Genomic DNA, 24901 nt, shown 5'->3' with positions numbered 1-24901 from the left:
CAACTTAGACCTTTCATTGGGAGAGCGTAACGTGAATAACGATTCTCGCGCCGACCGTGCCAGGGAACCTGAGCCCTCGGAGGGCGTGCCAGCGCCGGAAGGGCCGGCCAACCTGATCGATACCGACTACGTCATCGGGCAGGACAACCTGGCCACCGACAAGCTCGGCTTCAGCATCGACCTCCACGGCAAGGTCTTCACCATCTCGGCACTGGTCACGGTGTTCTTCGTGGTCCTCACCCTTGCCCTGCAGGACCAGGTCGAACCGCTGTTCACCGCCCTGCGCGACTGGCTCACCGGCAACCTGGACTGGTTCTTTCTGCTTGCCGGGAACGTCTTCGTGCTGCTGTGCCTGGCCCTGATCGTGTCGCCATTGGGCAAGGTGCGCATCGGCGGCATGCATGCCAAACCAGACTTCACCTACCTAGGCTGGTTCGCCATGCTGTTCGCCGCGGGGATGGGCATCGGCCTGATGTTCTACGGCGTTTCCGAGCCGATGTCGCACTTCGGCGCGGCCCTCGGCGGCACCACCGCGGAGGACGGCGTGCGCACCGACTGGGCGCCGCTGGGGGCGGCCGCGGACGATCCTGCAGGCGCCGCTCGCCTGAGCATGGCCGCGACGATCTATCATTGGGGCCTGCACCCTTGGGCGATCTATGCCGTAGTGGCGCTGGCGCTGGCCATCTTCTCGTTCAACAAGGGCCTGCCACTGACCATGCGCTCGATCTTTTACCCGCTGCTGGGCGAGCGGGTATGGGGCTGGCCGGGCCATATCGTCGACATCCTGGCAGTCTTCGCCACCCTGTTCGGGCTCGCCACTTCGCTGGGGCTTGGCGCGTCACAGGCATCAGCGGGCCTCAGCTACCTGTTCAACATACCTGAATCGGACGCCACCATGGTGCTGCTGATCCTCGGCATCACCGCCATCGCCATCGTGTCGATCCTCGCCGGGGTGGACAAGGGCGTACGCCGGCTGTCGGAAATCAACATGGGGCTGGCCGTACTGCTGCTGCTGTTCGTCATCCTGGTCGGGCCGACCCTGCTGATCCTGAGCGGCTTCTTCCAGAACCTGGGAGCCTACGTCGTCAACCTGCCGGCACTGTCGAACCCGTTCGGCCGCGAGGATGCCAACTTCAGCCAGGGCTGGACCGCCTTCTACTGGGCCTGGTGGATCTCCTGGTCGCCCTTCGTCGGCATGTTCATCGCCCGCGTCAGCCGTGGTCGCAGCGTGCGCGAGTTCCTGATCGCCGTGCTGCTGGTGCCCTCGCTGGTCTCGGTGCTGTGGATGACCGCCTTCGGCGGTACGGCCATCGACCAACTGGTCGGTGACGGTTTCGAGGGTGTCCGCGACGCGGCCCTCGAGCTGCAGCTGTTCGTCATGCTGGGCGAACTGCCCCTGACGGCCATCACCTCCTTCGTGGGTATCGTGCTGGTGGTGGTGTTCTTCATCACCTCATCGGATTCCGGCTCGCTGGTGATCGATACCATCACCGCCGGCGGCAAGGTCGACGCGCCCAAGCCGCAGCGCGTGTTCTGGGCCATCATCGAGGGCGTCATCGCCATCGCCCTGCTGCTGGGCGGCGGGCTGACCGCCCTGCAGGCGATGGCCGTCTCGACGGGCCTGCCCTTCACGCTGGTGCTGCTGGCAGGCTGCTATGCCATCATCAAGGGCCTGATGAGCGAGCCGCGCAGCTGACCGGCGCTTGCCGGCGGCAGGCGCCCACCGGGCCGCCTGCCGCCGGCGGCTTCGCTCTTCGAGCCTGGCCCGACTGCTGCGGCCGCCGGCCGCCCGCCTAGACGGGGTTCTCCCTGCCAGGACGAAAAAGCCTCATTCGTCAACCCTTTCATGCGGCTATCGGCCACTAGCAACGTGCTGTCGCTTCGGGCATATTTCGAGTAGATCATTACAACGATGCCTAAGGAGCCGCTCTCGCCCATGATGGCACCCGAAGACGCCTTTCGTCTGCTCGCCGATGGCTTGGGCAAGGCCGGCACTCCCCAGGCGTTCGATCACCTGGTCGAGCGCATCTCCACGATCCTCGATGGGGAGCACGTGCTCATCGGAAAGCTGCTTTCCGACAGCGCCTCCATCCGTACCGTCGCCTTCTGGTCGAAGGGAGCGTTCCAGCCGACATCGGTCTATGCCCTGACCGGCACGCCCTGCGAGCACGTGCTGGACGGCGAAGTCTGCGAATTTGCCGACGGCGTCCGTCAACGCTTTCCTGACGATACGATGCTCGAGGAGCTTGGCGTCGAGAGCTACGTGGGCATTCCGCTGCGCGCACCGCAAGGGCACCTCGTCGGCCTGCTCGCGGTGCTCTCCAGCCGCCCTCTCGAGCTCGCGGCCTATGCCCCGGAAGTGCTGCGCATCGCCGCGGCCCAGGCGGGCGCCGAGATGGCACGCCGGGCCGAGGAGGAGAAACGGCGCAGCAGCGACTACCGTATCCAGCAGCTCATCTACTGGGACAGCGTCACCGGCCTGCCCAACCGGCGCTACTTCATGGAACGGCTGGAAGAGGCCTGCGAACAGGCCCGCTTGCGCGACAACTGCCTGGGCCTGCTCTATCTCGACCTGCAGCGCTTCCGCCAGATCAACGATACCCAGGGGCACGAGCTGGGCGACCTCATCCTGGCCGAGATCGCCGGCCGTTTCGGCGCCCAGACCGAACCCGGGGAGTTCGTCGCCCGCCTGGGGGGCGACGAGTTCATGGTCCTGCTCACCGACACCCGACCGGCCGCCATGGCGCACGCCATCGAGCGGTACCGCAACAGTCTCACGGCACCGATCCAGCTGTCGGAACGCAGCTTCTCGATTTCCGCCAGTGTCGGTGCGGCACTGTTCCCTCGCGATGCCGATACGGCCCAGTCGCTGTTCCAGCATGCCAGCATCGCGCTCAACCATGCCAAGCGGGACAGCAGCCGCACCCGCTTCTTCACCGCCACCATGGCGGACGAACTGCATCAGTACGAGCTGCTGCAGCTACGCTTCAGCGAGGCCTTGGCCAAGGGTAAGCTATCGCTCGCCTTCCAGCCGCAGTTCAGCCTCAAGACGGGCAAGCTGACCGGGGCGGAAGCGCTGTGCCGCTGGCACGACGAGATCCTCGGGCATGTCAGCCCGGGCACCTTCATTCCGCTGGCGGAAGAGCAGGGCCTGATCTGTGCCCTGGGCGAATGGGTGCTGGAGGCCGCCTGCCAGCAGTTGATGGCCTGGGAACGCCAGGGCAAGCCGTTTCCCGGACGCCTGTGCGTCAACGTCTCGGCCCAGCAGATGGACGACCCGCGCCTGGCCGAGCACATCCAGCGCATCGCGATGCGCGTGCCTCCCGGCAAGCTGGGGCTGGAGCTGACCGAGAGCGGCCTGATGCGCAACCCCGAGCAGACGGTGCGCATCACCCGAGCCCTGTGCAAGGCCGGCTTCAGCATGGCGATCGACGACTTCGGCACGGGCTATTCGTCGCTCTCCTATCTCAAGCGTTTCGCCGCCGACACCCTGAAGATCGACATGTCCTTCGTCCAGGACATGCTCAAGAGCAGCCACGACCACGCCATCGTCGCCACCATCATCGCCATGGCCCAGACCCTGGGCATGCTGACGGTGGCGGAAGGCGTCGAGGCCGCCGAGCAGGCCGAAGCCCTGCGTGCGCTGGGTTGTACCGGCGTGCAGGGCTTTCACTTCGGCCGTCCCGTGGATGGGGCCACCTTCGCCGAACTCTGGCTCTGAGCCGCCGCCAGCCTGGATAACGTCTAGGTCCATAGCGCGCTGACGGGCAGCGCGGGGTCGTAGTGCCGCGCCACCTGGGCCTGGAGCAGTTCCGCCGTCGCCAGCGCATCGACCATGGCGTGATGCCCCTGGTAGTCGGGCAGCCCGTAGCGCCGCCGGCTGTCGCCCAGGCGTATCGACACGGGCGGACGCCGCATCCAGCGCCGCAGGCGCGACCACAGCGAAAGCCGGTGGAGCCGCGCTTCCAGCGACATGGTGTCGATCATCGGAAAGCGGATCCCCTCTCCCAGCCGCGCCTTGACCGCCTCGTCGAGAAAGGGCCGCTCGATGTGGCGGAAGTGCACCACGACGACCCGCCCCGCCAATGCCTCGAGCAGCTCGGGCAGGATCGATTCCAGGTCGGGCGCCCCGGCCACTTCCGAGTGGGTGATGTGATGATAGGCGACCGAGGCCCCGGACAGCGGACGGCTGGGGCGCACGACCCAGTAGCGGCGCTCGGCCAGGGGGATTCGCTGCAGGCTGAAGGGCACCAGGCCGATGCTGACGATGGCATGGCGCTGCACGTCGAGGCCGGTGGTCTCCAGGTCCAGGGCCACCAGCGGTGCCTCGCCGATGGGCGTTTCGGGCGCCGGCCAGTCCGCCGCGAAGAACGCCTTCAGCACCGGCGCTCGGGCTTCGGCCGCCCGACGCTGCAGGTAAGAGGGCCACTCATGCCCTTGCGAACGCGCGGTCAAGCGATGAGACAGCATGGCTCAGCGCGCCCGGCCGGCGTGTGGCGGCACCGGGTAGCGATACTTGAGGAACTTCTGGGCATGGCTCAGGACCTGGAAGGCATCCTTCAGGTGGTGGCGCTCGCTGTCGGCGACGTTCTCCGGTTCGATGTTGTTGTCCGGTTCATGCTCATGCTGCAGGTCGAGGACCTGGTGACGAATCCGCACCACGGAGAGCAGCTCCATGGCGTAGCGCAGCTTGTCGCCCACGCCCGGGGCCAGCAGCTGCGTGGCGGCAATGTCGTCCAGCCGCTCGAAGCTGTTCTGGGCACGCGAGCCGCACGCCAGCGCATGCACGCGGATCAGGTCGACCAGCGGCGCGGTGCCGCGGCGCTTTAGGTTGATCGAGTTGTTGTGCTTGCCATCCTTTTCCATCACGAAGGTGCGGAAGAAGCCCAGCGGCGGCTTGCGGTTCAATGCATTGCGTGCCATGGCGGCGAGGAACCGGGGGCTGTTCGGTGCCTGCCGCGCGATCAGGTCCTGCAGCTGCTCGACGTAGGCCTCCTCGCCGTAGGCGCTGTCGAGGTCGAAGAAGATCGAGCAGTGCAGCAACCGCTCCGGGGTGGGCGACGCTATCCACTCGCTGAAATAGCGCTTCCATACCGACACGGGCTGGCGCCACTGGGGATTGGTCGCCATTACCTCCCCTTTGCAGTAGGTGTAGCCACAGGCCGCCAGGCCGTCGCTGACGAACTGCGCCAGGCTGAGGAAGTAGGCATCGTGCCGGGCCGGGTCGAAATCGTCGGCGAGTATCAGGGCATTGTCCTGGTCGGTGACGATGGTCTGCTCGTTGCGGGCCATGGAGCCGTTGACCATGAAGCAGTACGCCACCGGCGGTGGCCCCAGCGCCTCCTCGGCCAGCTCCAGCAGACGCCGCACGAAGCTGCGCCCGATGGTGGACAGCGCGCTGCCGACCATCTGCGAGCTGGCGCCCTCCTCCACCATGCGCACGAAGGCGGCACGCACGTCGGGCGCCAGGCGGGCCAGCCCGTCGATGCTGGACTGGTGGAAGATGTTGCTGACGAGATAGAGGCTACTGTGGGTCTCGTAGCGAATGATGTCGGAGAGATGGACGATGCCCACCGGCCGGCGCCGGTAGAGTACCGGCAGGTGATGGATATTGTTGCGCAGCATGCACAGCATGGCCTCGTGCACCGACTCGTCCGACTGGATGGTGATCAGCCGCCCGCTCGCCAGGTCGCCCACCGGCGTATCGGGTGACACCCCCTCGGCCACGATACGGGTACGAAAGTCACTGTCGGTCAGGATGCCGCGCAGCCGCCAGGGGCGATCCTCGCTGTCGGTAAAGGTATGCCGCGGGTCGCCGTCGGGTACGTCGAGAATCAGTGCCGCCGAGGCCTGGGCCTCGGTGATCTGGCGTGCCGCCTCCTGTACCGAGGCCCCCGCCTCGACCATCACCGGATAGCGCGTCAGCAGCTTGCGCACCCGGGTGATCATCATGTCGTTGGCCTTCTTGTGCTCCTCCACCGCGGCTTCCAGTCGTGGGCGCTCCAATTCCACGAAATCGGCGAAATGCTCGTCGGCCTCGCACAGGCGCAGGAATACCGCCTCGGGGATGTAGTAGATCAGCGTGTCTTCCAGGGCTCGCGCCGGGAAGCGCACGCGATGGTTCCTCAGTAGGCTGAACTGACCGAAGATGTCACCCTCGCCCAGGCGATTGTAGAGATCCCCCGTGCGCCGTCGAACCTCCACCGCGCCGCTGCGGATATAGCACAACTCGTGCAGCGCCTGATCGAGCCGGAGGATGTCGGAGCCGGCCTTGAAATAGGCGACCTCGACCTGCCCGGCCACGCTGTCGAGCAATTCATCGTCGAGGGCATCGAAGGGCGGAAAGCGCCCCATGTGCTGCCGGATTTCGAGTAGTTCCGCTTCCATGTCGGTAGGGCTCCCAGGTCGATGCCAGACGTCATGCCGCTCGCCCTGAGCATAAAGGTGCGCTTGCGCCGGACACAAGAAAGGCCACCCGCGGGTGGCCTTTCTTGCTCGGTGGAGGGGACCGGCTTACGACTGCTCGGCCATCTCCTGTACGCGCTGCATCAGCTCGGGATCCTGCTGAATGGCATGGCCGATGGCATTGAAGGTGTCGACGTCGAGGCCGTTGTCCTCGACCACTTCGACCATCTTGTCGTTGGCCTCCATACGCACTTCCTGCTGGGACTGCTCGTCTTCGGCCGCGTGCAGACGCTCGGTGTATTCCTGTGAAATCACAGCGATTTCCTGGGAGGCATCGGCAAACTGCTGGAGCTGGTCGTCTGAGAAGTCCTGCGCGGGTGCCTGCGCTTGCGGCTGGCCGGCCGGATCCTGGGCGGGGTCCTGCTGAGCATGCGCCTGTACGGTCATCAGCCCGGCGGTGAGCAGGGCGGCCGAGAACAGTGCAGTCATCCGTTGCATTGAATACCTCCAAGGGTGTTGCTGTGAATGTAAGAAGTCTGACGGAGGGGAGCGAACAGAGTTCAGATTTTTAAGTTACAGAATGTAATCATTGCGCCAGGCACTTCTTCTCATCCCATCGCCTCGGACGAAAAAGTTAACCTGCTAGCTTTCGCTCGCACCGGCAACCCAGTATCGTCGACCCTTGGTTTGTCGTGTAACAAGGACCTTCCCCGCGATGACGTCGCCCGCCAACTCTCGTCTCGATGCCGCCCTGCTGGCAGGCATGCCGGTACTGTTCGTGGCCCTGTGGAGTACCGGATTCATCGGTGCCAAGTTCGGCCTCCCCCATGCCGAACCCTTCACCTTCCTGTCCATCCGCTTCGTGCTGACCCTCGCCCTGCTGATTCCGTTGGTGAAAGTGATGGGAGGAACCTGGCCGAGCAGCTGGCGGCTGCGGGGACACATCGCCGTATCGGGGTTGCTGGTGCACGCGGCTTACCTCGGCGGGGTGTTCTACGGCATCTACCTGGGCATGCCGGCGGGCCTCACGGCACTGCTGGTCGGCCTGCAGCCGCTGTTGACGGCAACGTTGGCCGGGCCGCTGCTGGGCGAGCGCATCAGCGCCGTGCAGTGGCTCGGGCTCGCCCTGGGGCTGGCCGGGATCACCCTGGTGCTGGGCAGCAAGCTCGACCCGAGTACGGCCTCGTTCCAGGGCTTCGGTCTCGCTGCGCTGGCCTGCGTGCTGGTCGCGCTGGCGGGCATCACCCTGGGCACGCTGTACCAGAAGCGCTTCTGCACCGGCATGCCACTGCTCTCGGGGACGGTGGTGCAGTATCTCGCCGCCGGTATGCTGCTCGGCCTCGGTGCGCTGCTGCTGGAGGAGCGCCATGTCGAATGGACGCCTACCTTCATTCTGACCCTGGGCTGGCTGGTGCTGGTGCTCTCCATTGCCGCCATCCTGCTGCTGATGGCGCTGATCCGGCGCGGCGAGGCCTCGCGCGTGGCCAGCCTGTTCTACCTGGTGCCGCCGGTCACGGCGCTGCAGGCCTGGTGGCTGTTCGACGAGCGCCTGCCACCGGCGGCACTGGTCGGCATGGCCATCACCATCGTGGGCGTGGTACTCGCGGCGCGCGGCCAGGCGCGTCGCTAGGCTCGGTCATTGCGGCAGGCGAAGGGCAGCTCAATCGGCCGACAGCCGCTCGAGGTAGCCTGGCCCGAGGTTGCGCATCTGCTGGCGAATCCACTGGCTGCGACGTTCGACGTGAGGGCCCGGGCGGGTCGCGTCCCAGTGGCGCGGGTTGGGCAGGATCGCCGCCAGGCGGCTGGCCTGGGTCTCGCTGAGGCGCGCGGCGGAGACCCCGAAGTAGTGCTGGCCGGCCGCCTCCAGGCCGAACACGCCATGATCCCACTCGACGACATTGAGGTAGACCTCGAGAATGCGCTGCTTGGGCCACAGCGCCTCGATCAGCACGGTGAACCAGGCCTCGAAGCCCTTGCGCACCCAGTTGCGCCCCGTCCACAGGAACAGGTTCTTGGCGGTCTGCTGGCTGATGGTGCTGGCCCCGCGCAGCCGCGCCCCGTTGCGGCTCGCTTCCCAGGCCCGGCGCATCTCGTCCACGTCGAACCCGCGGTGGACGGCGAAGCGCTGATCCTCGGCAGCGATCACCGCCAGCTTGGCGTGGACGGAGAGCTCCTCCCAGGGCCGCCACTGGTGGCGGATGGGGAGCGACTCACCTGCCGTCCATGCTTCGATCTTGCGCTCCAGCATCACCATGGAGCCATAGACGGGCACAAACCTGAGCATCAGCACCAGGACGATGGATAGGACGACGAAGGCGGCCCCGACGAGGGCCGCCCAACGTAGCGTGCGAGAGAGCCAGTTCCGGATCATGACCCACCCTGGCGGGCGGTTTGCTCACTGCTTGTGAAGATGCTCGGCATGGTAGCGCAGGTGGTCCTCGATGAAGGTGGCGATGAAGAAATAGCTGTGATCATACCCCGGCTGACGACGCAGCGTCAGGGGGTGATCCTGCTCTTCGCACACCGCCTCGAGGCGCTCCGGCCTGAGCTGCTCCTCCAGGAACTGGTCGGCCTCCCCCTGGTCGATGAAGAGGTGCTGGCTCGAAGCGCCCTTGGCCACCAGCTCGCAGGCATCGTACTGCGTCCAGGCACCGGGATCGTCGCCCAGGTACTCGCGAAAGGCCTTGCGCCCCCAGGGGCACTGGGAGGGGTTGACGATTGGCGAGAAGGCCGACACCGAGCGGTAGTGACCGGGGCGGCGCAGGGCTAGGATGAGCGCTCCGTGGCCGCCCATCGAGTGGCCGCTGATCGCTTCCCGGCCGTTGAGCGGGAAGTGCTGGCGCACCACCGACGGCAGCTCTTCCGCCACGTAGTCGTACATGCGGTAGTGCTGCTTCCAGGGCTCCTGGGTGGCATTGACGTAGAAGCCCGCACCCGAGCCGAAGTCGTAGCTGTCGTGCTCGCCCGGCAGGTCGGTACCTCGCGGGCTGGTATCGGGGCAGACGATGGCGATGCCCAGCTCCGCGGCCACGCGATGCGCGCCCGCCTTCTGCATGAAATTCTCGTCGGTGCAGGTCAGCCCCGACAGCCACCACAGCAGCGGTACGCGCTCCGTCTCGGCCTGCGGCGGCAGGTAGATGGCAAACTCCATCTCGCAATCCAGCGCTCGCGAGCGGTGCCGGTAGCGCTTGTGCCAGCCACCGAAGCTCTTGTTGCTCGATATCGGCTCGAGGTTCTCGGTCATGGTCATGTTCGGTCTCCTCACGGTCACTCTCAACGGGCAGCTTACCAGCCCTACGCACTGTTGCGGCGCGTCTGAAAGCCGCCCGGCATCGGGTGCCTGTGACCTGTTCGGCGCGGCACCGGGCGCCGGTCATGGGCGCGGTACCGGGCGCCGGTCATGGGCGCGGTACCGGGCGCCGGTCATGGGCGCGGTACCGGGCGCCTGTCATGGGCGCGGCACCGGGCGCCGGTCATGGGCGCGGCACCGGGCGCCTGTTAATAGTGCAGCACCGTACGAATGCTCTTGCCCGCATGCAGCAGCTCGAACGCCTCGTTGATCTGCTCGAACGGCATGTCGTGGGTGATGAACTCGTCGATCTTGATCTCGCCGTCCATGTAGCGCTGCACGTAGCCGGGCAGCTCGCTGCGCCCCTTCACCCCGCCGAACGCCGAGCCGCGCCACACCCGGCCCGTCACCAGCTGGAACGGCCGCGTCGAGATCTCCTCGCCGGCCCCGGCCACGCCGATGATCACCGACTCGCCCCAGCCCTTGTGGCAGCACTCCAGCGCCGAGCGCATCACGTTGACGTTGCCGATGCACTCGAAGGAGTAGTCGACCCCGCCGTCGGTCAGGTCGACGATCACCTGCTGGATCGGGTCCGAGTGCTCCTTGGGATTGACGAAGTCGGTGGCGCCGAACTGCTTGGCCAGCGCGAACTTGTCCGGGTTGACGTCGATGGCGATGATGCGGCTGGCCTTGGCCATCACCGCGCCCTGGATCACCGCCAGGCCGATGGCGCCGAGGCCGAACACGGCGACGGTGGAACCCGGCTCGACCTTGGCGGTGTTGAGCACCGCGCCGATGCCGGTGGTCACCCCGCAGCCGAGCAGGCAGATCTTGTCCAGCGGTGCCTCCTTGGAGACCTTGGCCAGCGAGACCTCGGGCAGCACGGTGTACTCGCTGAAGGTCGAGCAGCCCATGTAGTGGTGCAGCATCTGGCCGTCGAGCGAGAAGCGCGAGGTGCCGTCGGGCATCAGCCCCTGGCCCTGGGTGGCGCGCACCGCCTGGCACAGGTTGGTCTTGCCCGAGCGGCAGAACTTGCACTCGCCGCACTCGGCGGTGTAGAGCGGGATGACGTGATCGCCGGGCTGGACGCTGGTGACACCCGGCCCCACCGCCTCGACGATGCCGGCCCCCTCGTGGCCCAGCACCGAGGGGAACAGCCCCTCCGGGTCGGCGCCCGACAGCGTGAAGGCGTCGGTGTGGCAGACGCTGGTCGCGGCGATGCGCACCAGCACCTCCCCGGCCTTGGGATCCTGGACATCGATTTCGGTGAGCTCGAGGGGCTTGCCCGCTTCAAGAGCAACGGCGGCACGCGACTTCATTCGGATCTCCTGATGGTGAGTAACTACCCCTATCAGTCTAGGTGTGGCCAAGGTTATGATGATATAGAAACAACGACACAACATTATTCCAATTGAGCAATAATGGAGTGCCCATGGCTCACTGGGACGGCATCGAGGCCTTCGTCGAAGTGGTCCGCCTCGGCACCTTTGCCGCTGCGGCACGCCAGCTTCACGTCTCCAACTCGCACATCAGCCGGCAGGTGGCGCAGCTCGAGCAGGAGCTGGGGTTGCCGTTGCTCTACCGCACCACGCGCCAGATCCACCTCACCGATGCCGGCGAACGTTACTATGCGCGCTGCCGCGAACTGCTCGACGGCTTTCGCGAGGCCGAGAGCGACCTGCAGAGCCTGCAGGAGCGCCCCCACGGCGTGCTCCAGATCAGCTGTGCCACCACCTTCGGCGAGCGTTTCCTCGCCCCACTGGTCAATGATTTCCTGCGCCTGCACTCTCAGCTCGAGATGCGCCTGCACCTGACCAACCGCCAGGTGGACGTGATCGACGAAGGCTACGACGTGGTCATACGCATGGGGACCCTGCAGGACTCCTCGCTGGTGGCGCGCCGCCTGTGCGAGCGGCACGAATTCGTCGTCGCCTCCCCCGCCTACTTCCAGGGCATCTCGCATCCGCACTCGGTGGCGGAACTCGCCCATCACCGCTGCCTGATCGGCTCGCGCGATGTCTGGCGTTTCGATATCGAAGGGCTACACCGCGAGGTACGCGTACAGGGCCCCTGGCAGGCCAATTCGGGGATTGCGCTGCTGGATGCGGCGCTCAAGGGGTTGGGGCTGGCACAGCTGCCCGACTACTACGTCACGCCCTATCTCGCCAGCGGCGAGCTGGTCGAAGTGCTGTCCCGCTTCCAGTGCCGCGATGCCGGGGTCTGGGCGGTGATGCCGCGACACCGCCAGCACGCCGCCAAGGTGCGCCAGTTCGTTGATTACCTGGTCGAGCACCTGCCCGCCAGCCTGGAGCGGGCCTGCACGGCGACGGAATAAAAAAGGCGCCCCGCAGGGCGCCAGGAAGAGGCTTGCCGACAATCCTCACTTGAAGTTCTTGCGATACATCTTGAGCGCCTCGCCCACGATACCGCTGCGGAAACTGAGCACGCAGAGCACGAAGATTCCCCCCAGGATCGGACCGACCCAGTTGCCCAGCGGCGACTGCGCCAGCAGATGCTGGAGGCTTACCACGAGCCCCGCCCCCACCACCGGACCGAACAGCGTGCCCACGCCGCCGAGCAGGGTCATCAGGATCACTTCGCCGGACATGTGCCAGTGGGCATCGGTCAGCGAGGCGAGCTGGAACACTATCGTCTTGGTGGAGCCGGCCAGGCCGGCCAGGCCGGCGGAGAGGATGAACGCCACCAGCTTATAGGCATCGACGTTGTAGCCGAGCGACACCGCCCGCGGCTCGTTCTCGCGGATCGCCTTGAGCACCTGGCCGAACGGCGAGTGCACGGCGCGCTGGATCAGGGCAAAACCGAACAGGAAGACCGCGAAGACGAAGTAGTACATGGCCAGGCTGCTGCGCAGGCTGATGAAGCCGAACAGGTCGCCACGCGGCACGCCGTGCAGGCCATCCTCGCCGCCGGTGAAGGGCGCCTGAATGTAGAAGAAGAACATCAGCTGCGCCAGGGCCAGGGTGACCATGGCGAAGTAGATGCCCTGGCGCCGGATCGACAGGATGCCAAACACAGTGCCCAGCACCACGGCGGCGGCTGTGCCACTCAGGATGCCCAGTTCGGGAGTCAGTGCCGGATAGCTCGACAGCAGGTAGCCGGTCACGTAGCCGCCGGTGGCCAGGAAGGCCGCGTGGCCGAACGAGAGCAGGCCGGCATAGCCCAGCAGCAGGTTGAAGGCACAGGCAAACAGGGCGAAGCACAGCACCTTCATCAGGAACACCGGGTAGGCGACGAAGGGCGCCACCAGGCCGATCGCGACCAGTACCGCATAGAAGGCGTTGCGGCGCAGGGTGGCGCGACGCTCGCGCTTCATGGAAGGCGTCATGGTTTGGGTCGTGGCCATGTCGTCATGCCTCCTTGCCGAAGAGTCCGGTGGGTCTGAGCAGCAGCACCAGAATCATCACCAGGAAGATTACGGTATTGGCCGCCTCGGGGTAGTACACCTTGGTCAGGCCCTCGATCAGGCCCATCGCCAGCCCGGTGACGACGGCACCCAGGATGGAGCCCATGCCGCCGATGACCACCACCGCAAAGACCACGATCAGCAGGTTGGAACCCATGGTCGGCGACACCGGATAGAGCGGTGCGGCCAGCACCCCGGCGAAGGCGGCGAGTGCCACGCCGAAGCCATAGGTCAGCGTGACCAGCAGCGGCACGTTGACACCGAAGGCCTGCATCAGCGCCGGGTTCTCGGTACCGGCGCGCAAGTAGGCACCGAGGCGCGTGCGCTCGATGATGAACCAGGTGGCGAAGCACACGACGACGGCCGCCAGCAGCACCCAGGCGCGGTACTTGGGCAGGAACATGAAGCCCAGCTGGTAGCCGCCGGCGAGCGACTCGGGTGTCGGGTAGCGGGCGCCCGAGACGCCGAACAGGTTGATCAGCGAGCCCTCGAAGATCAGCGCCAGGCCGAAGGTCAGCAGCAGGCCGTAGAGGTGGTCGAGATGGCCGATGCGGCGCAGCAGGACTCGCTCGATCAGCATGCCGAACAGCCCCACCGCCAACGGCGCCAGCAGCAGCGCGGCCCAGTAGTTGATGCCCAGGTAGCGCAGGCCGAGCAGCGTGGCGAAGGCTCCCAGCATGTACATGGCCCCATGGGCGAAGTTGACGATCTTCAGCAGGCCGAAGATCACCGCCAGGCCCAGGCTCAGCAGGGCGTAGAAGGCGCCATTGATCAGGCCCAGCAGAAGCTGGCCCATGAACACCGCCAACGGCACGCCGAATATCATCGTCATGTCAGGTTCTCCTCGCCGTCAGACGGGCGGCGGCCGCAGCCGCCGCCGACTTGCCATGCTTCAGTTCTGCACCAGGTCGCACTGGCTCTCCGACAGCGGGCGGTAGGCCTCCTCGGCGGGAATGGAGGTGAGGATCTCGTAGAGGTCCCACTCGTGGGTGGACTCTGCCGGCGACTTCACGCGGGCCAGGTACATGTCGTGCACCATGCGGCCATCCTCGCGGATACGCCCGTTGCGCGCGAAGAAGTCGTGGATCGGCTGCTTCATCATGTACTCGCGCACCGTCTGGGTATCGTCGCTGCCGGTGGCCTGCACGGCCTGCAGGTAGTGCATGGTGCTGGAATAGATACCGGCCTGGACCATGGTCGGCATGCTGCCCACGCGCTCGTAGTAGCGCTCGGCCCATTCGCGCGACTCGTCGTCCATGTTCCAGTACCAGCCGGTGGTCAGCAGCAGGCCCTGGGTGGCATCGAGACCCATGGCGTAGACGTCGTTGAGGAACACCAGCAGGCCGGCAAGCTGCTGGCCCGCCTCGACCACGCCGAACTGGCTCGCGGTGTTGATGGCGTTGACGGTATCGGAACCGGCATTGGCCAGACCGATGATCTTGGCCCCGGAGCCCTGGGCCTGGAGGATGTAGGAGGAGAAGTCGTCGGTGGGGAACGGATGGCGCACACCACCGATGACCTCGCCGCCGTTCTCCTCCACCACCTTGGTGACGTCTGCCTCGAGCGCATGGCCGAAGGCGTAGTCGGCGGTGAGCATGAACCAGGTGTCCCCGCCCTGCTCGACCACCGCACGGGCGGTGCCGTTGGCCAGCGGGTAGGTGTCGTAGACCCAGTGGATATGGTTCGGCGTGCAGTGCTCGTTGGTGATGCTCGAGGCCGCCGAGCCGGATACGATGCCCAGCTTGTCGTTGGCTTCCAGCACGTTGGTCACGGCGATGGTCACCGATGAGGCGACCATGCCGGCCACCAGGTCGACATTGCGCTGGTCGACCCACTCGCGCACGGTGTTGGCGCCCACGTCGGCGCTGTTGCGGTCGTCGGCGCTGAACACCTCGATCGGCGCGCCGTCGACGCTGCCGCCGAAATCCTCGATCGCCATCTGCAGGGCCTCGAGGCCGCCCGGACCGGCCAGATCGCGATAGGTGCCGGACATGTCGGCGAGATAGCCGATGCGCACCGTCCCGTCGCTGATCTCCGCCTGGGCGGCGGTCGCCATGGCGGCGGTGGCGGCGATGGCGATACTGCTGGCGAGGGTCTTCTTGATGAAGGTCATTTTCGTCTCCAAAGCCCGGTTGGGCGGGTTGTTGTTGTCACGCGCACGCGGGAAAGTCGCGATTAGTTGTGGTGACGATCAGTGGTGAAACCCGGTTGTTGTGGTTCTATGTGGCCTGAAAGGCGCGGCTTGCGAATGGCCCGCCGGCCTGGGCACGGCGAGCCGGGCTTGCTCCGTCGGGTGGCTAGACTCCTAGCAGGGCATTGAGATGATCACGCTTCGATGGCAGCTGGGACGCGCTGATCTCCTCGACGATACGGCCGTGCTCCATGACGTAGTGGCGATCCGCCAATGGCGCGGCGAAGCGGAAGTTCTGCTCCACCAGCACGATGGTCATGCCGCGGTCACGCAGCTTGATCAACACCTCGCCCAGTTTCTGCACGATGACCGGTGCCAGCCCCTCGGTGATCTCGTCGAGCAGCAGCATGCGGGCGCCGGTGCGCAGGATGCGCGCCATGGCCAGCATCTGCTGCTCGCCGCCCGAAAGGCGTGTGCCCTGGCTGCGGCGGCGCTCGTAGAGATTGGGAAACATCTCGTAGATCTCGTCGATCGACATGCCTCCCGAGCGCACCGTGGGCGGCAGCAGCAGGTTCTCTTCCACGTCGAGGCTGGCGAAGATGCCGCGCTCCTCGGGGCAGTAACCGACCCCCAGCCGCGGAATGCGATGCGCCTTCATGCCGATGGTTTCGGTGCCGTTGATCGTGATCGAGCCGGTACGCCGGCCGACCATGCTCATGATCGCCTTGAGCGTGGTGCTGCGGCCTGCGCCGTTGCGACCCAGCAGGGTGACCAGCTCGCCGCGACGCACCTCCATGTCGACCCCATGCAGAATGTGGGACTCACCGTAGAAGGCGTGCAGGTCACGGATGCGCAGCATCTCGGCACCGTCGTGATCGCGGTAGTCGCTGCGAGTCGGCTGTTCGACGACCTGGTTCATGCGCTGGCCTCCTCGGCCGCAGCCTCGCTGCCCATGTAGGCTTCCCTCACCCGCGGATCGGCGGACACCGTCTCGTAGTCGCCCTCCGCCAGCACCGCGCCGCGCGCCAGCACGGTGATCCGGTCGCAAAGACGGCTCACCACGCTGAGGTTGTGTTCGACCATCAATACCGTGCGACCCTGGGCCACCCGGCGGATCAACTCGACGATGCGATCGACGTCCTCCGCCCCCATGCCCTGGGTCGGCTCGTCGAGCAGCATCAGGGTCGGGTTCATCGCCAGCGTGGTGGCAACCTCCAGGGCCCGCTTGCGCCCGTAGGGCATCTCCACGGTCAGCACGTCGGCATAGTCGCGCAGGCCGACCTCGTCGAGCAGCTCGATCGCCCGCTCGTCGAGGTGCTCGAGGGTTCGCTCGGACTTCCAGAAGTGAAACGAGGTGCCGATTGGTCGCTGCAGCGCCACGCGCACGTTCTCCAGCGCAGTCATATGGGCGAACACCGCGGAGATCTGGAACGAGCGCACCATGCCCATGCGTGCGATCTCGTTGGCCTTCATGCCGGTGATCGCCTTGCCGCGGTAGAGGATCTCGCCCCGTGTCGGTGGCAGGAACTTGGTAAGAAGATTGAAGACGGTCGTCTTGCCGGCACCATTGGGGCCGATCAAGGCGTGAATATGCCCCTCCCGGACCTGAAGGTTGACGTCATCCACGGCGGTAAAGCCGCGGAACTGTTTGGTCAACCCGCGAGTTTCCAGTATGAACTCCTGGGTCATGAGACGTCCTCTCTGGATCGTCGCGGCGATCCATGCTGATTGTTGTCGTTGTGGTGAAGGCGAAGACTGGCTTGGCCTCGCCCGGACTTCTAACCTTTACGTTAACGTAAGCTAGAGGAGAGACTCCCGCGGGGCAATAGCCGAAGGGTCGAACTCGACCAATGGCGTAGAGATACCGGCACTTCAGTAGCTTGCGAACGAAAAACGCGATGCCGCCGGGGCATCGCGTCGAGAGACAGGGCTCGACAGGGCGGCTAGCGCCACCCTGCCGCTTTCAGCATTCGATGGCGTTGACCGCCAGGCCGCCGCGTGAGGTTTCCTTGTACTTGTCCTGCATGTCGCGGCCGGTGTCGCGCATGGTGCGAATCGCCTTGTCGAGCGAGATGAAGTGCTCGCCATCGCCACGCAACGCCATCTGGGCGGCGTTGATCGCCTTGACCGAGGCGATGGCGTTACGTTCGATGCAGGGCACCTGCACCAGCCCGCCCACCGGGTCGCAGGTCAGACCGAGGTTGTGCTCCAGGCCGATCTCGGCGGCATTTTCCACCTGGCCGACGCTCCCCCCCATGACTTCCGCCAGTCCCGCTGCGGCCATGGCGCACGCCGAGCCCACCTCGCCCTGGCAGCCGACCTCGGCACCGGAGATGGAAGCGTTCTTCTTGCACAGGATGCCTACCGCACCGGCCGCGAGCAGGAAATCGACCACGTCGCGCTCGCAGGCGCCGGACTGAAACTTCATGTAGTAGTGCAGCACGGCGGGAATGATACCGGCCGCGCCGTTGGTCGGCGCGGTCACCATGCGACCACCGGCGGCGTTCTCCTCGTTCACCGCCAGGGCAAAGACGTTGACCCAATCCATCGCCCCGAAGGTCGAGGCGATCAGGCTCTGGTCGTCCCGCGCCGCCAGCAGCCGACGGTGCAGCGCCGCGGCACGCCGCTTGACGTTGAGCCCTCCGGGCAGCACGCCCTCGTGTTCGAGCCCGGCATCGACACAGGCCCGCATGGCCTGCCAGATCTGCCACAGCCCGTCACGCACCTCGGCTTCGCTGCGCCAGGCCTTCTCGTTCTCCAGCATCAGCTCACTGATGCGCATGTCGTGCATGCGGCACAGGGCCAGCAGTTCGGCCGCCGAGTTGAAGTCGTAAGGCAGCGCAGTGGTGTCCTGGTCCAGCTCGCCGCGCTCGGCCTGCGCCTCGTCGACGACGAAACCGCCGCCGATCGAATAGTAGGTGTTGTGCCACTGTTCGCCGCCGTGGCCGTGGGCAATCAGTGTCATGGCATTGGGGTGATAGGGCAGGCACTCCTCGTGCCACTGCATGTCGCGCGCCCACAGGAAGGGGATCGCCAGGCGGCCGTCGAGCATCAGCGTGTTCGCTTCGAGCAGCTCCTCGATGCAGGGCGTGACGATGGCCGGATCGATCTGGTCGGGGCGCTCACCCATCAGGCCCATGATCACGGCACGGTCGGTACCGTGCCCCTTGCCGGTGGCGCACAGCGAACCGTACAAGCGGATCTCGATTCGCGCCACCCGCTCGAGGCGGTCCTCGTCGCGCAGCGCCTGAACGAAATCGTAGGCGGCCCGCATCGGCCCCACCGTATGGGAACTGGAAGGACCGATCCCGATCTTGAACAGGTCGAAGACACTGATTGCCATATGCCACCTCGTCTGCTGCCGGCCGATCGCCTCTTGTGCGACTCATGCATCAGCCTGGCTAAAACATATTTGCCTTCACGGCACGGTTGACCTTATGTTGGTGGCGAAAGCGCCCCTCGGCAAACGAGAATATCTGCTAGGAGCTATAGCAAAACTAAACAATGAGCCGACTCCTGCATGCCCAGACCCACGCCTGGCTGAAGGTCTTCGCCGTCAGTGCCCGCCACCTCTCCTTCACTCGCGCGGCGGAAGAGCTCCACGTCACCACCGGTGCGGTGAGCCAGCAGATCAAGCAGCTCGAGGAGCGGCTGGGCTTCCGCCTGTTCCGTCGCCTGCCGCGGCGCCTGGAGCTCACCGAGGAGGGCAAGCGACTGGCCGCCGTGGTCGACGAGGCCTACCAGTCTGTCGGCCTCGAGGTAAAGCGCCTGCGCAGTGGCGTAATGAGCGGCGTGATCCGCCTGCGCAGCGTGCCGGCGTTTCTCAGCAAATGGCTGATGCCGAGGCTGCCGCGACTGCAGGCGCGCTTCCCCGACATCGAACTGCAGGTCATCGCCGAGGATAGCAGTCTGTCGCTACGCGAGGGCGAGTTCGACCTCGCCATCGACCTCAACGACGGCTACTACCCGGGACTCGCCATCACGCCGCTGATGGAAGAGGTGATCTTTCCCGTTTGTGCCCCCGCCCTGATGCGCCGTCGCCCCGCCCTGTCCCGCCCCGAGGAGCTGGCCTGGTACCCGCTGCTGCACGACATCACCGCCTGGCGCGGCGGGCACCCTTACGCCGAGTGGGAACACTACCTGCATGCCATCGAGGCGCCGCCGCTCAACGTGCGCCGCGGCTACACGTTCAATCGCCACCGGCTGGCAATGGAGGCGGCGGTGGCGGGCATGGGGGTCGCCATTGCGCGGCAGGCCCTGCTCACCGACGAACTGCAGACCGGCCGCCTGATCGCGCCCTTTCCCCAGCGCATCCCGACCGGCAAGCGCTACGGCATCGTGCACACTAGCGGCGCCTTGGACGACCGCCGGGTCGCCGCGGTACACGACTGGATCGTGGAGGAGGCGCAACGCAGCCAGGGCCTGCCCATGGCGGTCCCGTCGCGATGACGCTACACTCTGCGCGAATCTTGTTTGTCCTGCCCCAGCGGAACCTCCATGCATCGAACTCCCCTGTCGCCGCCACCCACGGCGCCTATCAGCTTTGCTGCGGCTTGCCTTCGGGCCGTGTGCTATATCCTGCTCGTCGCTGCGTTCTTGCAAGGCATCTACTACGAGGCGCTGTATCTTCCCGCCAGGCGCTCCTTCGCCGAACTGGGCTTCACCGAGCTGTGCCAGAGCGCCGTGCTGTCAGCCAGTGCACTACTGCTGTGGACGCCTTCGGTCAGGCGCGAACTCCCCACCGTCTCGCTGCTGATGCTGGCGCTGATCGTCGCCTCGCTGATTCGCGAGCAGGATTATTACCTGGACCGGCACCTTTTCGACGGCGCCTGGCAGATGCTCGTCACCCTGGTACTGCTTCCCTGTCTCACCCTCGCCCTGTGGCGGCGCCGACGCTTCCTGGACGAGTTCGTCGCCTACGGCAACAGCTTCTCGTTCGGCCTCTTCGCCGCCGGCTTTCTCGTCACCTACGTCTTCTCCCGCCTGTACGGGCGCAGCGCAATGTGGATGGCCATTCTCGAGGAGCACTATCTGCGCACCTTCAAGGAGGCCGCCGAAGAGATCACCGAACTGCTCGGCTACAGCCTGCTGCTGATCGCCGTTATCGAGCTGGTTCTGCTCACCCGGCGTTGGCAGCAGGCTCGCGCCCTGCCCTGAGGCCCGACGACTCCCTCGGTTGCCGCCTTGCCAACGCCCGAAAGCAGGACGCCCACAGCCATGCGGCTGTGGGCGTCCTGTCATCCCGGGCTGTCGGGGCTTTAAATCACTCGTCGAGGAACGAGCGCAGCGGCTCAGAACGGCTCGGATGGCGCAACTTGCGCAGCGCCTTGGCCTCGATCTGGCGAATTCGCTCGCGGGTCACGTCGAACTGCTTGCCGACCTCCTCCAGGGTGTGGTCGGTGTTCATGTCGATCCCGAAGCGCATGCGCAGCACCTTGGCCTCGCGGGCGGTGAGTCCGCCCAGCACGTTGCGGGTGGCCTCGATCAGACCCTCGCCGGTGGCCAGGTCGACCGGTAGCTGCATGGTGCTGTCCTCGATGAAGTCACCCAGGTGCGAGTCGTCATCGTCGCCGATGGGCGTCTCCATGGAGATCGGCTCCTTGGCGATCTTGAGCACCTTGCGCACCTTGTCCTCGGGCATCTCGAGGCGTTCGCCCAGCTCTTCCGGCGTCGGTTCGCGCCCCATCTCCTGCAGCATCTGGCGCGACACGCGGTTGAGCTTGTTGATGGTCTCGATCATGTGCACCGGAATGCGGATGGTGCGCGCCTGGTCGGCGATCGAGCGGGTGATCGCCTGGCGAATCCACCAGGTGGCGTAGGTCGAGAACTTGTAGCCGCGGCGGTATTCGAACTTGTCGACCGCTTTCATCAGGCCGATGTTGCCCTCCTGGATCAGGTCCAGGAACTGCAGCCCGCGGTTGGTGTACTTCTTGGCGATGGAGATCACCAGACGCAGGTTGGCCTCGACCATCTCCTTCTTGGCACGGCGCGCCTTGGCCTCGCCGATGGAGAGCCGGCGGTTGATCTCCTTGAGTTCGGCCACCGCCAGCTGGACCATCTCCTCCTCGAAGGCGATCCGGCGCTGGGCGCGCTGGATATCGGCACGCAGGGGCTCCAGACGCTCAGCGAACTTGGCATTCTCGGCGATGAACTCGTCGACCCACTCCTGGCGCGACTCGTTGCCCGGAAACGCCTTGATGAAGTTCTTGCGCGGTACCTTCGCCTTCTTGACGAACAGCTGCATCACCGTCTTTTCCTGGGCGCGGACCTGCTCGACGCTGATCCGCACCTGACCGACGAGGCGCTCGAAGTGCTTGGGCACCAGCTTGATCGGGGAGAACAGCTCGGCCAGGCGCTCCATCTCGGCCTGGGCCTGCGCGCTGCCCCGCCCATGCTGGGCGATCGCCTCGCGCACCAGCTCGTTCTGCTCGCGGATCTGCTCGAAGCGGGCCTTGGCTTCCTCGGGGTCGGGGCCGCCGGTGCTCTCCTCTTCCGCCTCGTCGTTATCGTCGTCGTCTTCGTCGTCGGCGTCGTCGTCTTCGTCGTCGCTCGCGCGGATCTCCTCCTCGGGAAGCTCGGCCTCGGCCACGCCGGGGATGCCTTCGTCAGGGTCGATGAAGCCGGAAAAGAGGTCGGAGAGGCGGCCGGGTGCCTCCTCGTCCTGGGTCGCATCGTAGGCCTCGAGAATCGAGTCCACCGCACCGGGCAGCCAGGCCAGGGCCGACATCACCTCGCGCGTCCCCTCCTCGATGCGCTTGGCGATCTCGATCTCGCCCTCGCGGGTCAAGAGCTCCACGGTGCCCATCTCGCGCATGTACATGCGCACGGGGTCGGTGGTGCGACCCACGTCGCTTTCCACCGCCGCCAGGGCAGCCACGGCTTCTTCGGCAGCCGACTCGTCGGCGGAGTGATCGGACATCATCAGGGTATCTTCGTCGGGAGCCTCCTCGACGACGCTGATACCCATGTCGTTGATCATGCCGATGATGTCTTCCACCTGATCGGGATCGGCAATATCCTCGGGGAGGTGGTCGTTGACCTCGGCGTAGGTCAGGTAGCCCTGTTCCTTGCCACGCGCGATCAACTCCTTCAGACGTGACTGCTGCTGCGCATTTCCAGCCATAGAAACCCTATCTCGACGAAGAAGAATGAAGCACCTGAAGCGCTGGGGTGGAGAAAACTCATGAAGCCCAATAGTATAGCGGGAAACCTCGCGACCCCGCCAGTGCGACCCATTTGCTCGAACACTCAGGTGTGTTAGTTTAAACGGTTATGCCGTCTGCGCCTTGACCGCCATACTCCTGTGTGGGGGTGAAGCGCGGGGAAAACAACCCCACCGCTCAGCGCGCCAGCTCGACCAGCAACTCCTGCAGGCGCCGCCTCGCCTCCAGCGAGAGCCGCTCGCCCCCGCGCTCCCTCGCCAGCAGTGCCTCGAACTCCTCCTGCGGCGACTGGCGCTGGCGATGGCGCACGAGATAGTCGACCAGCCCCTCCAGCTCCTTGCCTCGCGCCTCGCGGGGAATCAGCATCTCGCGCCGCGCCAGGCGAGCCAACCGCTCGCCCTGAGCGCTGCCCTGGAAATGGGCCAGCACCACCTGGGGGCTGCGGTAGCGTCCGGCACGCAACAGCCGGACCAGCTCGCGGCATAGCGCGGCATCTCCCTCTCCCTCGGGGCACCAGTCGTCCTCGGCGGGCAGGCGGTCGACCAGCGCCGGCTCGTGCACCAGCAGCTGCAGCACGCGCGCCACCAGTCCCAGCGAGCCCTCCCTGGCCGGCGCATCGCCCGGCATCCCCTGCCCGACAGGAGCGGCCGCAGGCGCGACATTCGGCTCGACCGGCGCCCCCTCGTCCACCGCCAGGAGCGCTTCGAAGCGAGACGGATCGACACCGGTGCGCCGCGCGAGTTCCCCCAGCAGCACCGTCTGCAGCATGCCCCGCGGCAGGCGGCTCGCGGCCTTGAGCACCTGGCTGGCGAAACGCTCGCGCTCCTCGACTCGCCCCAGGTCCCGGCCCCGCGCCGCCTGGTCGAACAGGAACTCCGACAACGGGCTGGCACAGGTGATCCGATCTTCGAAGGCCTCCGGTCCTTCGCGGCGCACCAGCGTGTCCGGATCCTCGCCTTCGGGCAGGAACAGGAAGCGCGCCTCGCGCCCGTCGATCATCTGCGGCAGCACGGTTTCCAGCGCGCGACTGGCCGCCTGGCGCCCGGCCTTGTCACCGTCGAAGCAGAACACCACTTCATCGACCATGCGAAACAGCCGTGACAGGTGCTCCTCGCTGGTGGAGGTGCCGAGGGTGGCCACGGCGTTGCGGATGCCGAACTGGGCCAGCGCCACCACGTCCATGTAGCCCTCGACGATGACCACCCGCTCCAGCCGCGGGTTGGCCTGCCTGGCCTCGAATAGCCCGTAGAGTTCACGCCCCTTGTGGAACACCGGCGTCTCGGGGGAATTGAGGTACTTGGGCTTGGCATCACCCAGCACCCGGCCGCCAAAGGCGATGGTACGCCCGCGCACGTCGCGGATCGGGAACATGACCCGGTCGCGAAAGCGGTCGTAGGTCCGCCCGCTCTCCTCACGCTGCACCAGCAGGCCGTACTCGACCTGCACCGCCTCTGCAATGTCGCGGGCGCTCAGGTGGCGCTTGAGCGCCTCCCAGTCGTCCGGGGCATAGCCAATGCCGAAGTCGCGCTGCACCTCCTCGGAGAGACCGCGCCGGGCCAGGTAGTCCCGCGCCGCCTGCCCCTCGGCCATCTTCAGCCGCTCGCGATAGAAGCTGGCCGCGAGCTCGAGCAGGTTGACCCCTTCCTGACGCTTGCGTTCCCGCGCCTGGGCACGTGGATCGTCGTCGCCTTCGCGCGGCACCTCGAGCCCCAGCCGCGACGCCAGCTGCTCCACCGCCTCGGGGAAGCGCAGCTTGTCGTACTCCATCAGGAAGCGCAGGGCGTTGCCATGGGCACCACAGCCGAAGCAGTGGTAGAACTGCTTGTCGGCGCTGACGGTGAAGGAGGGCGTCTTTTCCTGATGGAAAGGGCACAGGCCGGAATAGTTGCGCCCGGCCTTTTTCAGCTGTACCCGCTCGCCCACCACTTCGACCACGTCGACGCGCGCCAGCAGGTCATCGATGAAACGCTGAGGGATCTGGCCGGCCATGCAGGTCTCGCCACCTCCCGTCGGGGTGATGGAAACAGGGAGAGGAACGGGTCGTGAAAGACAAGCGGCCACCTGACGGCAGCCGCTTGGTCATCCTTCCGGAAGCACCGATGCCTAGGGCGTCGGCACTCCCCGAGTACGGATCAATAGAGCCGTTCGAAACGCTTGCGCTCACGCTGAAGCTTCTTGGCGTGACGCTTCACCGCGGCGGCCGCCTTGCGCTTGCGCTCTGCAGTCGGCTTCTCGTAGTGCTCGCGACGACGCACCTCGGAGAGAATGCCGGCTTTTTCACAGGAACGCTTGAAGCGACGCAGCGCGACGTCAAACGGCTCGTTATCACGTACTTTGACAGAAGGCATTAAGCACTCACCTACCTTAGAATCTTGAGTTCGGTTAGAACGCACGCCCTCTAACACACCACACCGCTGTTGGCGACAGGCCTGCCGGGCGCACGACCCAATTGTACAGCGCACGATAGTTTAGTCGGCGCTGCCAAGCAT

The 24901-nt window shown here is 65.9% G+C and carries 21 protein-coding genes; 6 read left to right on the top strand and 15 right to left on the bottom strand.

Annotation, left to right across the window (positions count from 1 at the left end; all coding sequences use genetic code 11):
• Positions 1-31: 31 nt before the first annotated feature.
• Complete coding sequence (locus I4484_RS05030) at positions 32-1696, top strand: BCCT family transporter (protein ID WP_197449905.1); 1665 nt, start codon at positions 32-34, stop codon at positions 1694-1696.
• Between the two features lie 240 nt (positions 1697-1936).
• Positions 1937-3721: a bifunctional diguanylate cyclase/phosphodiesterase gene (locus I4484_RS05025; RefSeq protein ID WP_197449904.1), complete on the top strand. Its 1785-nt coding sequence runs from the start codon at positions 1937-1939 to the stop codon at positions 3719-3721.
• A 23-nt stretch (positions 3722-3744) separates the two neighbouring features.
• On the opposite strand, the gene I4484_RS05020 is transcribed toward I4484_RS05025, so the two are convergent.
• The 3 genes from I4484_RS05020 to I4484_RS05010 form a co-directional block, all read right to left on the bottom strand.
• Entirely contained in the window at positions 3745-4470 is a 726-nt protein-coding gene (locus tag I4484_RS05020; protein ID WP_197449903.1) for a 3'-5' exonuclease, read from the bottom strand.
• 3 nt (positions 4471-4473) lie between these two features.
• Positions 4474-6387: a DUF294 nucleotidyltransferase-like domain-containing protein gene (locus tag I4484_RS05015; RefSeq protein WP_197449902.1), complete on the bottom strand. Its 1914-nt coding sequence runs from the start codon at positions 6385-6387 to the stop codon at positions 4474-4476.
• A gap of 126 nt (positions 6388-6513) precedes the next feature.
• Positions 6514-6903, bottom strand: coding sequence for a DUF4168 domain-containing protein (locus I4484_RS05010; RefSeq protein ID WP_197449901.1), 390 nt, complete (start codon positions 6901-6903; stop codon positions 6514-6516).
• A gap of 217 nt (positions 6904-7120) precedes the next feature.
• Between I4484_RS05010 and I4484_RS05005 the strand changes: the two genes are divergently transcribed.
• On the top strand, positions 7121-8035 hold the full coding sequence (locus I4484_RS05005) for a DMT family transporter (RefSeq protein ID WP_197449900.1): 915 nt from the start codon (positions 7121-7123) through the stop codon (positions 8033-8035).
• A 30-nt stretch (positions 8036-8065) separates the two neighbouring features.
• On the opposite strand, the gene mtgA is transcribed toward I4484_RS05005, so the two are convergent.
• The 3 genes from mtgA to I4484_RS04990 form a co-directional block, all read right to left on the bottom strand.
• Complete coding sequence (gene mtgA, locus I4484_RS05000; protein WP_197449899.1) at positions 8066-8776, bottom strand: monofunctional biosynthetic peptidoglycan transglycosylase; 711 nt, start codon at positions 8774-8776, stop codon at positions 8066-8068.
• A 24-nt stretch (positions 8777-8800) separates the two neighbouring features.
• Positions 8801-9655, bottom strand: a complete 855-nt coding sequence (gene fghA / locus I4484_RS04995) for an S-formylglutathione hydrolase (protein ID WP_197449898.1) — start codon at positions 9653-9655, stop codon at positions 8801-8803.
• 248 nt (positions 9656-9903) lie between these two features.
• A complete protein-coding gene (locus tag I4484_RS04990) occupies positions 9904-11013 on the bottom strand; it encodes an S-(hydroxymethyl)glutathione dehydrogenase/class III alcohol dehydrogenase (protein WP_197449897.1) in 1110 nt (369 codons plus the stop codon).
• Positions 11014-11126: 113 nt separating this feature from the next.
• On the opposite strand from I4484_RS04990, the gene I4484_RS04985 reads away from it, so the two are divergent.
• Positions 11127-12029: a LysR family transcriptional regulator gene (locus I4484_RS04985; RefSeq protein ID WP_197449896.1), complete on the top strand. Its 903-nt coding sequence runs from the start codon at positions 11127-11129 to the stop codon at positions 12027-12029.
• 45 nt (positions 12030-12074) lie between these two features.
• On the opposite strand, the gene I4484_RS04980 is transcribed toward I4484_RS04985, so the two are convergent.
• The 6 genes from I4484_RS04980 to I4484_RS04955 all read right to left on the bottom strand — a co-directional run bounded on the left by I4484_RS04980 (position 12075) and on the right by I4484_RS04955 (position 18592).
• On the bottom strand, positions 12075-13058 hold the full coding sequence (locus tag I4484_RS04980; protein WP_197449895.1) for a branched-chain amino acid ABC transporter permease: 984 nt from the start codon (positions 13056-13058) through the stop codon (positions 12075-12077).
• A 4-nt stretch (positions 13059-13062) separates the two neighbouring features.
• Positions 13063-13950, bottom strand: a complete 888-nt coding sequence (locus I4484_RS04975) for a branched-chain amino acid ABC transporter permease (protein ID WP_197449894.1) — start codon at positions 13948-13950, stop codon at positions 13063-13065.
• Between the two features lie 60 nt (positions 13951-14010).
• Positions 14011-15231, bottom strand: a complete 1221-nt coding sequence (locus tag I4484_RS04970; RefSeq protein ID WP_197449893.1) for an ABC transporter substrate-binding protein — start codon at positions 15229-15231, stop codon at positions 14011-14013.
• A gap of 184 nt (positions 15232-15415) precedes the next feature.
• On the bottom strand, positions 15416-16168 hold the full coding sequence (locus I4484_RS04965; RefSeq protein ID WP_234283580.1) for an ABC transporter ATP-binding protein: 753 nt from the start codon (positions 16166-16168) through the stop codon (positions 15416-15418).
• Positions 16165-16938, bottom strand: coding sequence for an ABC transporter ATP-binding protein (locus tag I4484_RS04960; protein ID WP_197449892.1), 774 nt, complete (start codon positions 16936-16938; stop codon positions 16165-16167). Before I4484_RS04960 ends, I4484_RS04965 begins: the two co-directional genes overlap by 4 nt.
• Positions 16939-17212: 274 nt before the next feature.
• A complete protein-coding gene (locus I4484_RS04955) occupies positions 17213-18592 on the bottom strand; it encodes an L-serine ammonia-lyase (RefSeq protein WP_197449891.1) in 1380 nt (459 codons plus the stop codon).
• Between the two features lie 161 nt (positions 18593-18753).
• Between I4484_RS04955 and I4484_RS04950 the strand changes: the two genes are divergently transcribed.
• Entirely contained in the window at positions 18754-19698 is a 945-nt protein-coding gene (locus I4484_RS04950) for a LysR substrate-binding domain-containing protein (RefSeq protein WP_197449890.1), read from the top strand.
• A 48-nt stretch (positions 19699-19746) separates the two neighbouring features.
• A complete protein-coding gene (locus I4484_RS04945; protein ID WP_197449889.1) occupies positions 19747-20406 on the top strand; it encodes a hypothetical protein in 660 nt (219 codons plus the stop codon).
• Positions 20407-20512: 106 nt separating this feature from the next.
• Here the strand turns inward: I4484_RS04945 and rpoD are convergent, their stop codons facing one another.
• From rpoD to rpsU, 3 genes are all read right to left on the bottom strand, one after another.
• On the bottom strand, positions 20513-22372 hold the full coding sequence (gene rpoD / locus I4484_RS04940; RefSeq protein ID WP_197449888.1) for an RNA polymerase sigma factor RpoD: 1860 nt from the start codon (positions 22370-22372) through the stop codon (positions 20513-20515).
• 217 nt (positions 22373-22589) lie between these two features.
• Complete coding sequence (gene dnaG, locus I4484_RS04935; protein ID WP_197449887.1) at positions 22590-24401, bottom strand: DNA primase; 1812 nt, start codon at positions 24399-24401, stop codon at positions 22590-22592.
• A gap of 143 nt (positions 24402-24544) precedes the next feature.
• Positions 24545-24760: a 30S ribosomal protein S21 gene (rpsU, locus tag I4484_RS04930; RefSeq protein WP_010629611.1), complete on the bottom strand. Its 216-nt coding sequence runs from the start codon at positions 24758-24760 to the stop codon at positions 24545-24547.
• Positions 24761-24901: the final 141 nt, after the last annotated feature.

This window comes from Halomonas sp. SS10-MC5 (genome assembly GCF_015992245.1).
Taxonomy (GTDB): Bacteria; Pseudomonadota; Gammaproteobacteria; order Pseudomonadales; family Halomonadaceae; genus Halomonas; species Halomonas sulfidoxydans.
This window is presented reverse-complemented; position numbering and strand designations above follow the sequence as displayed.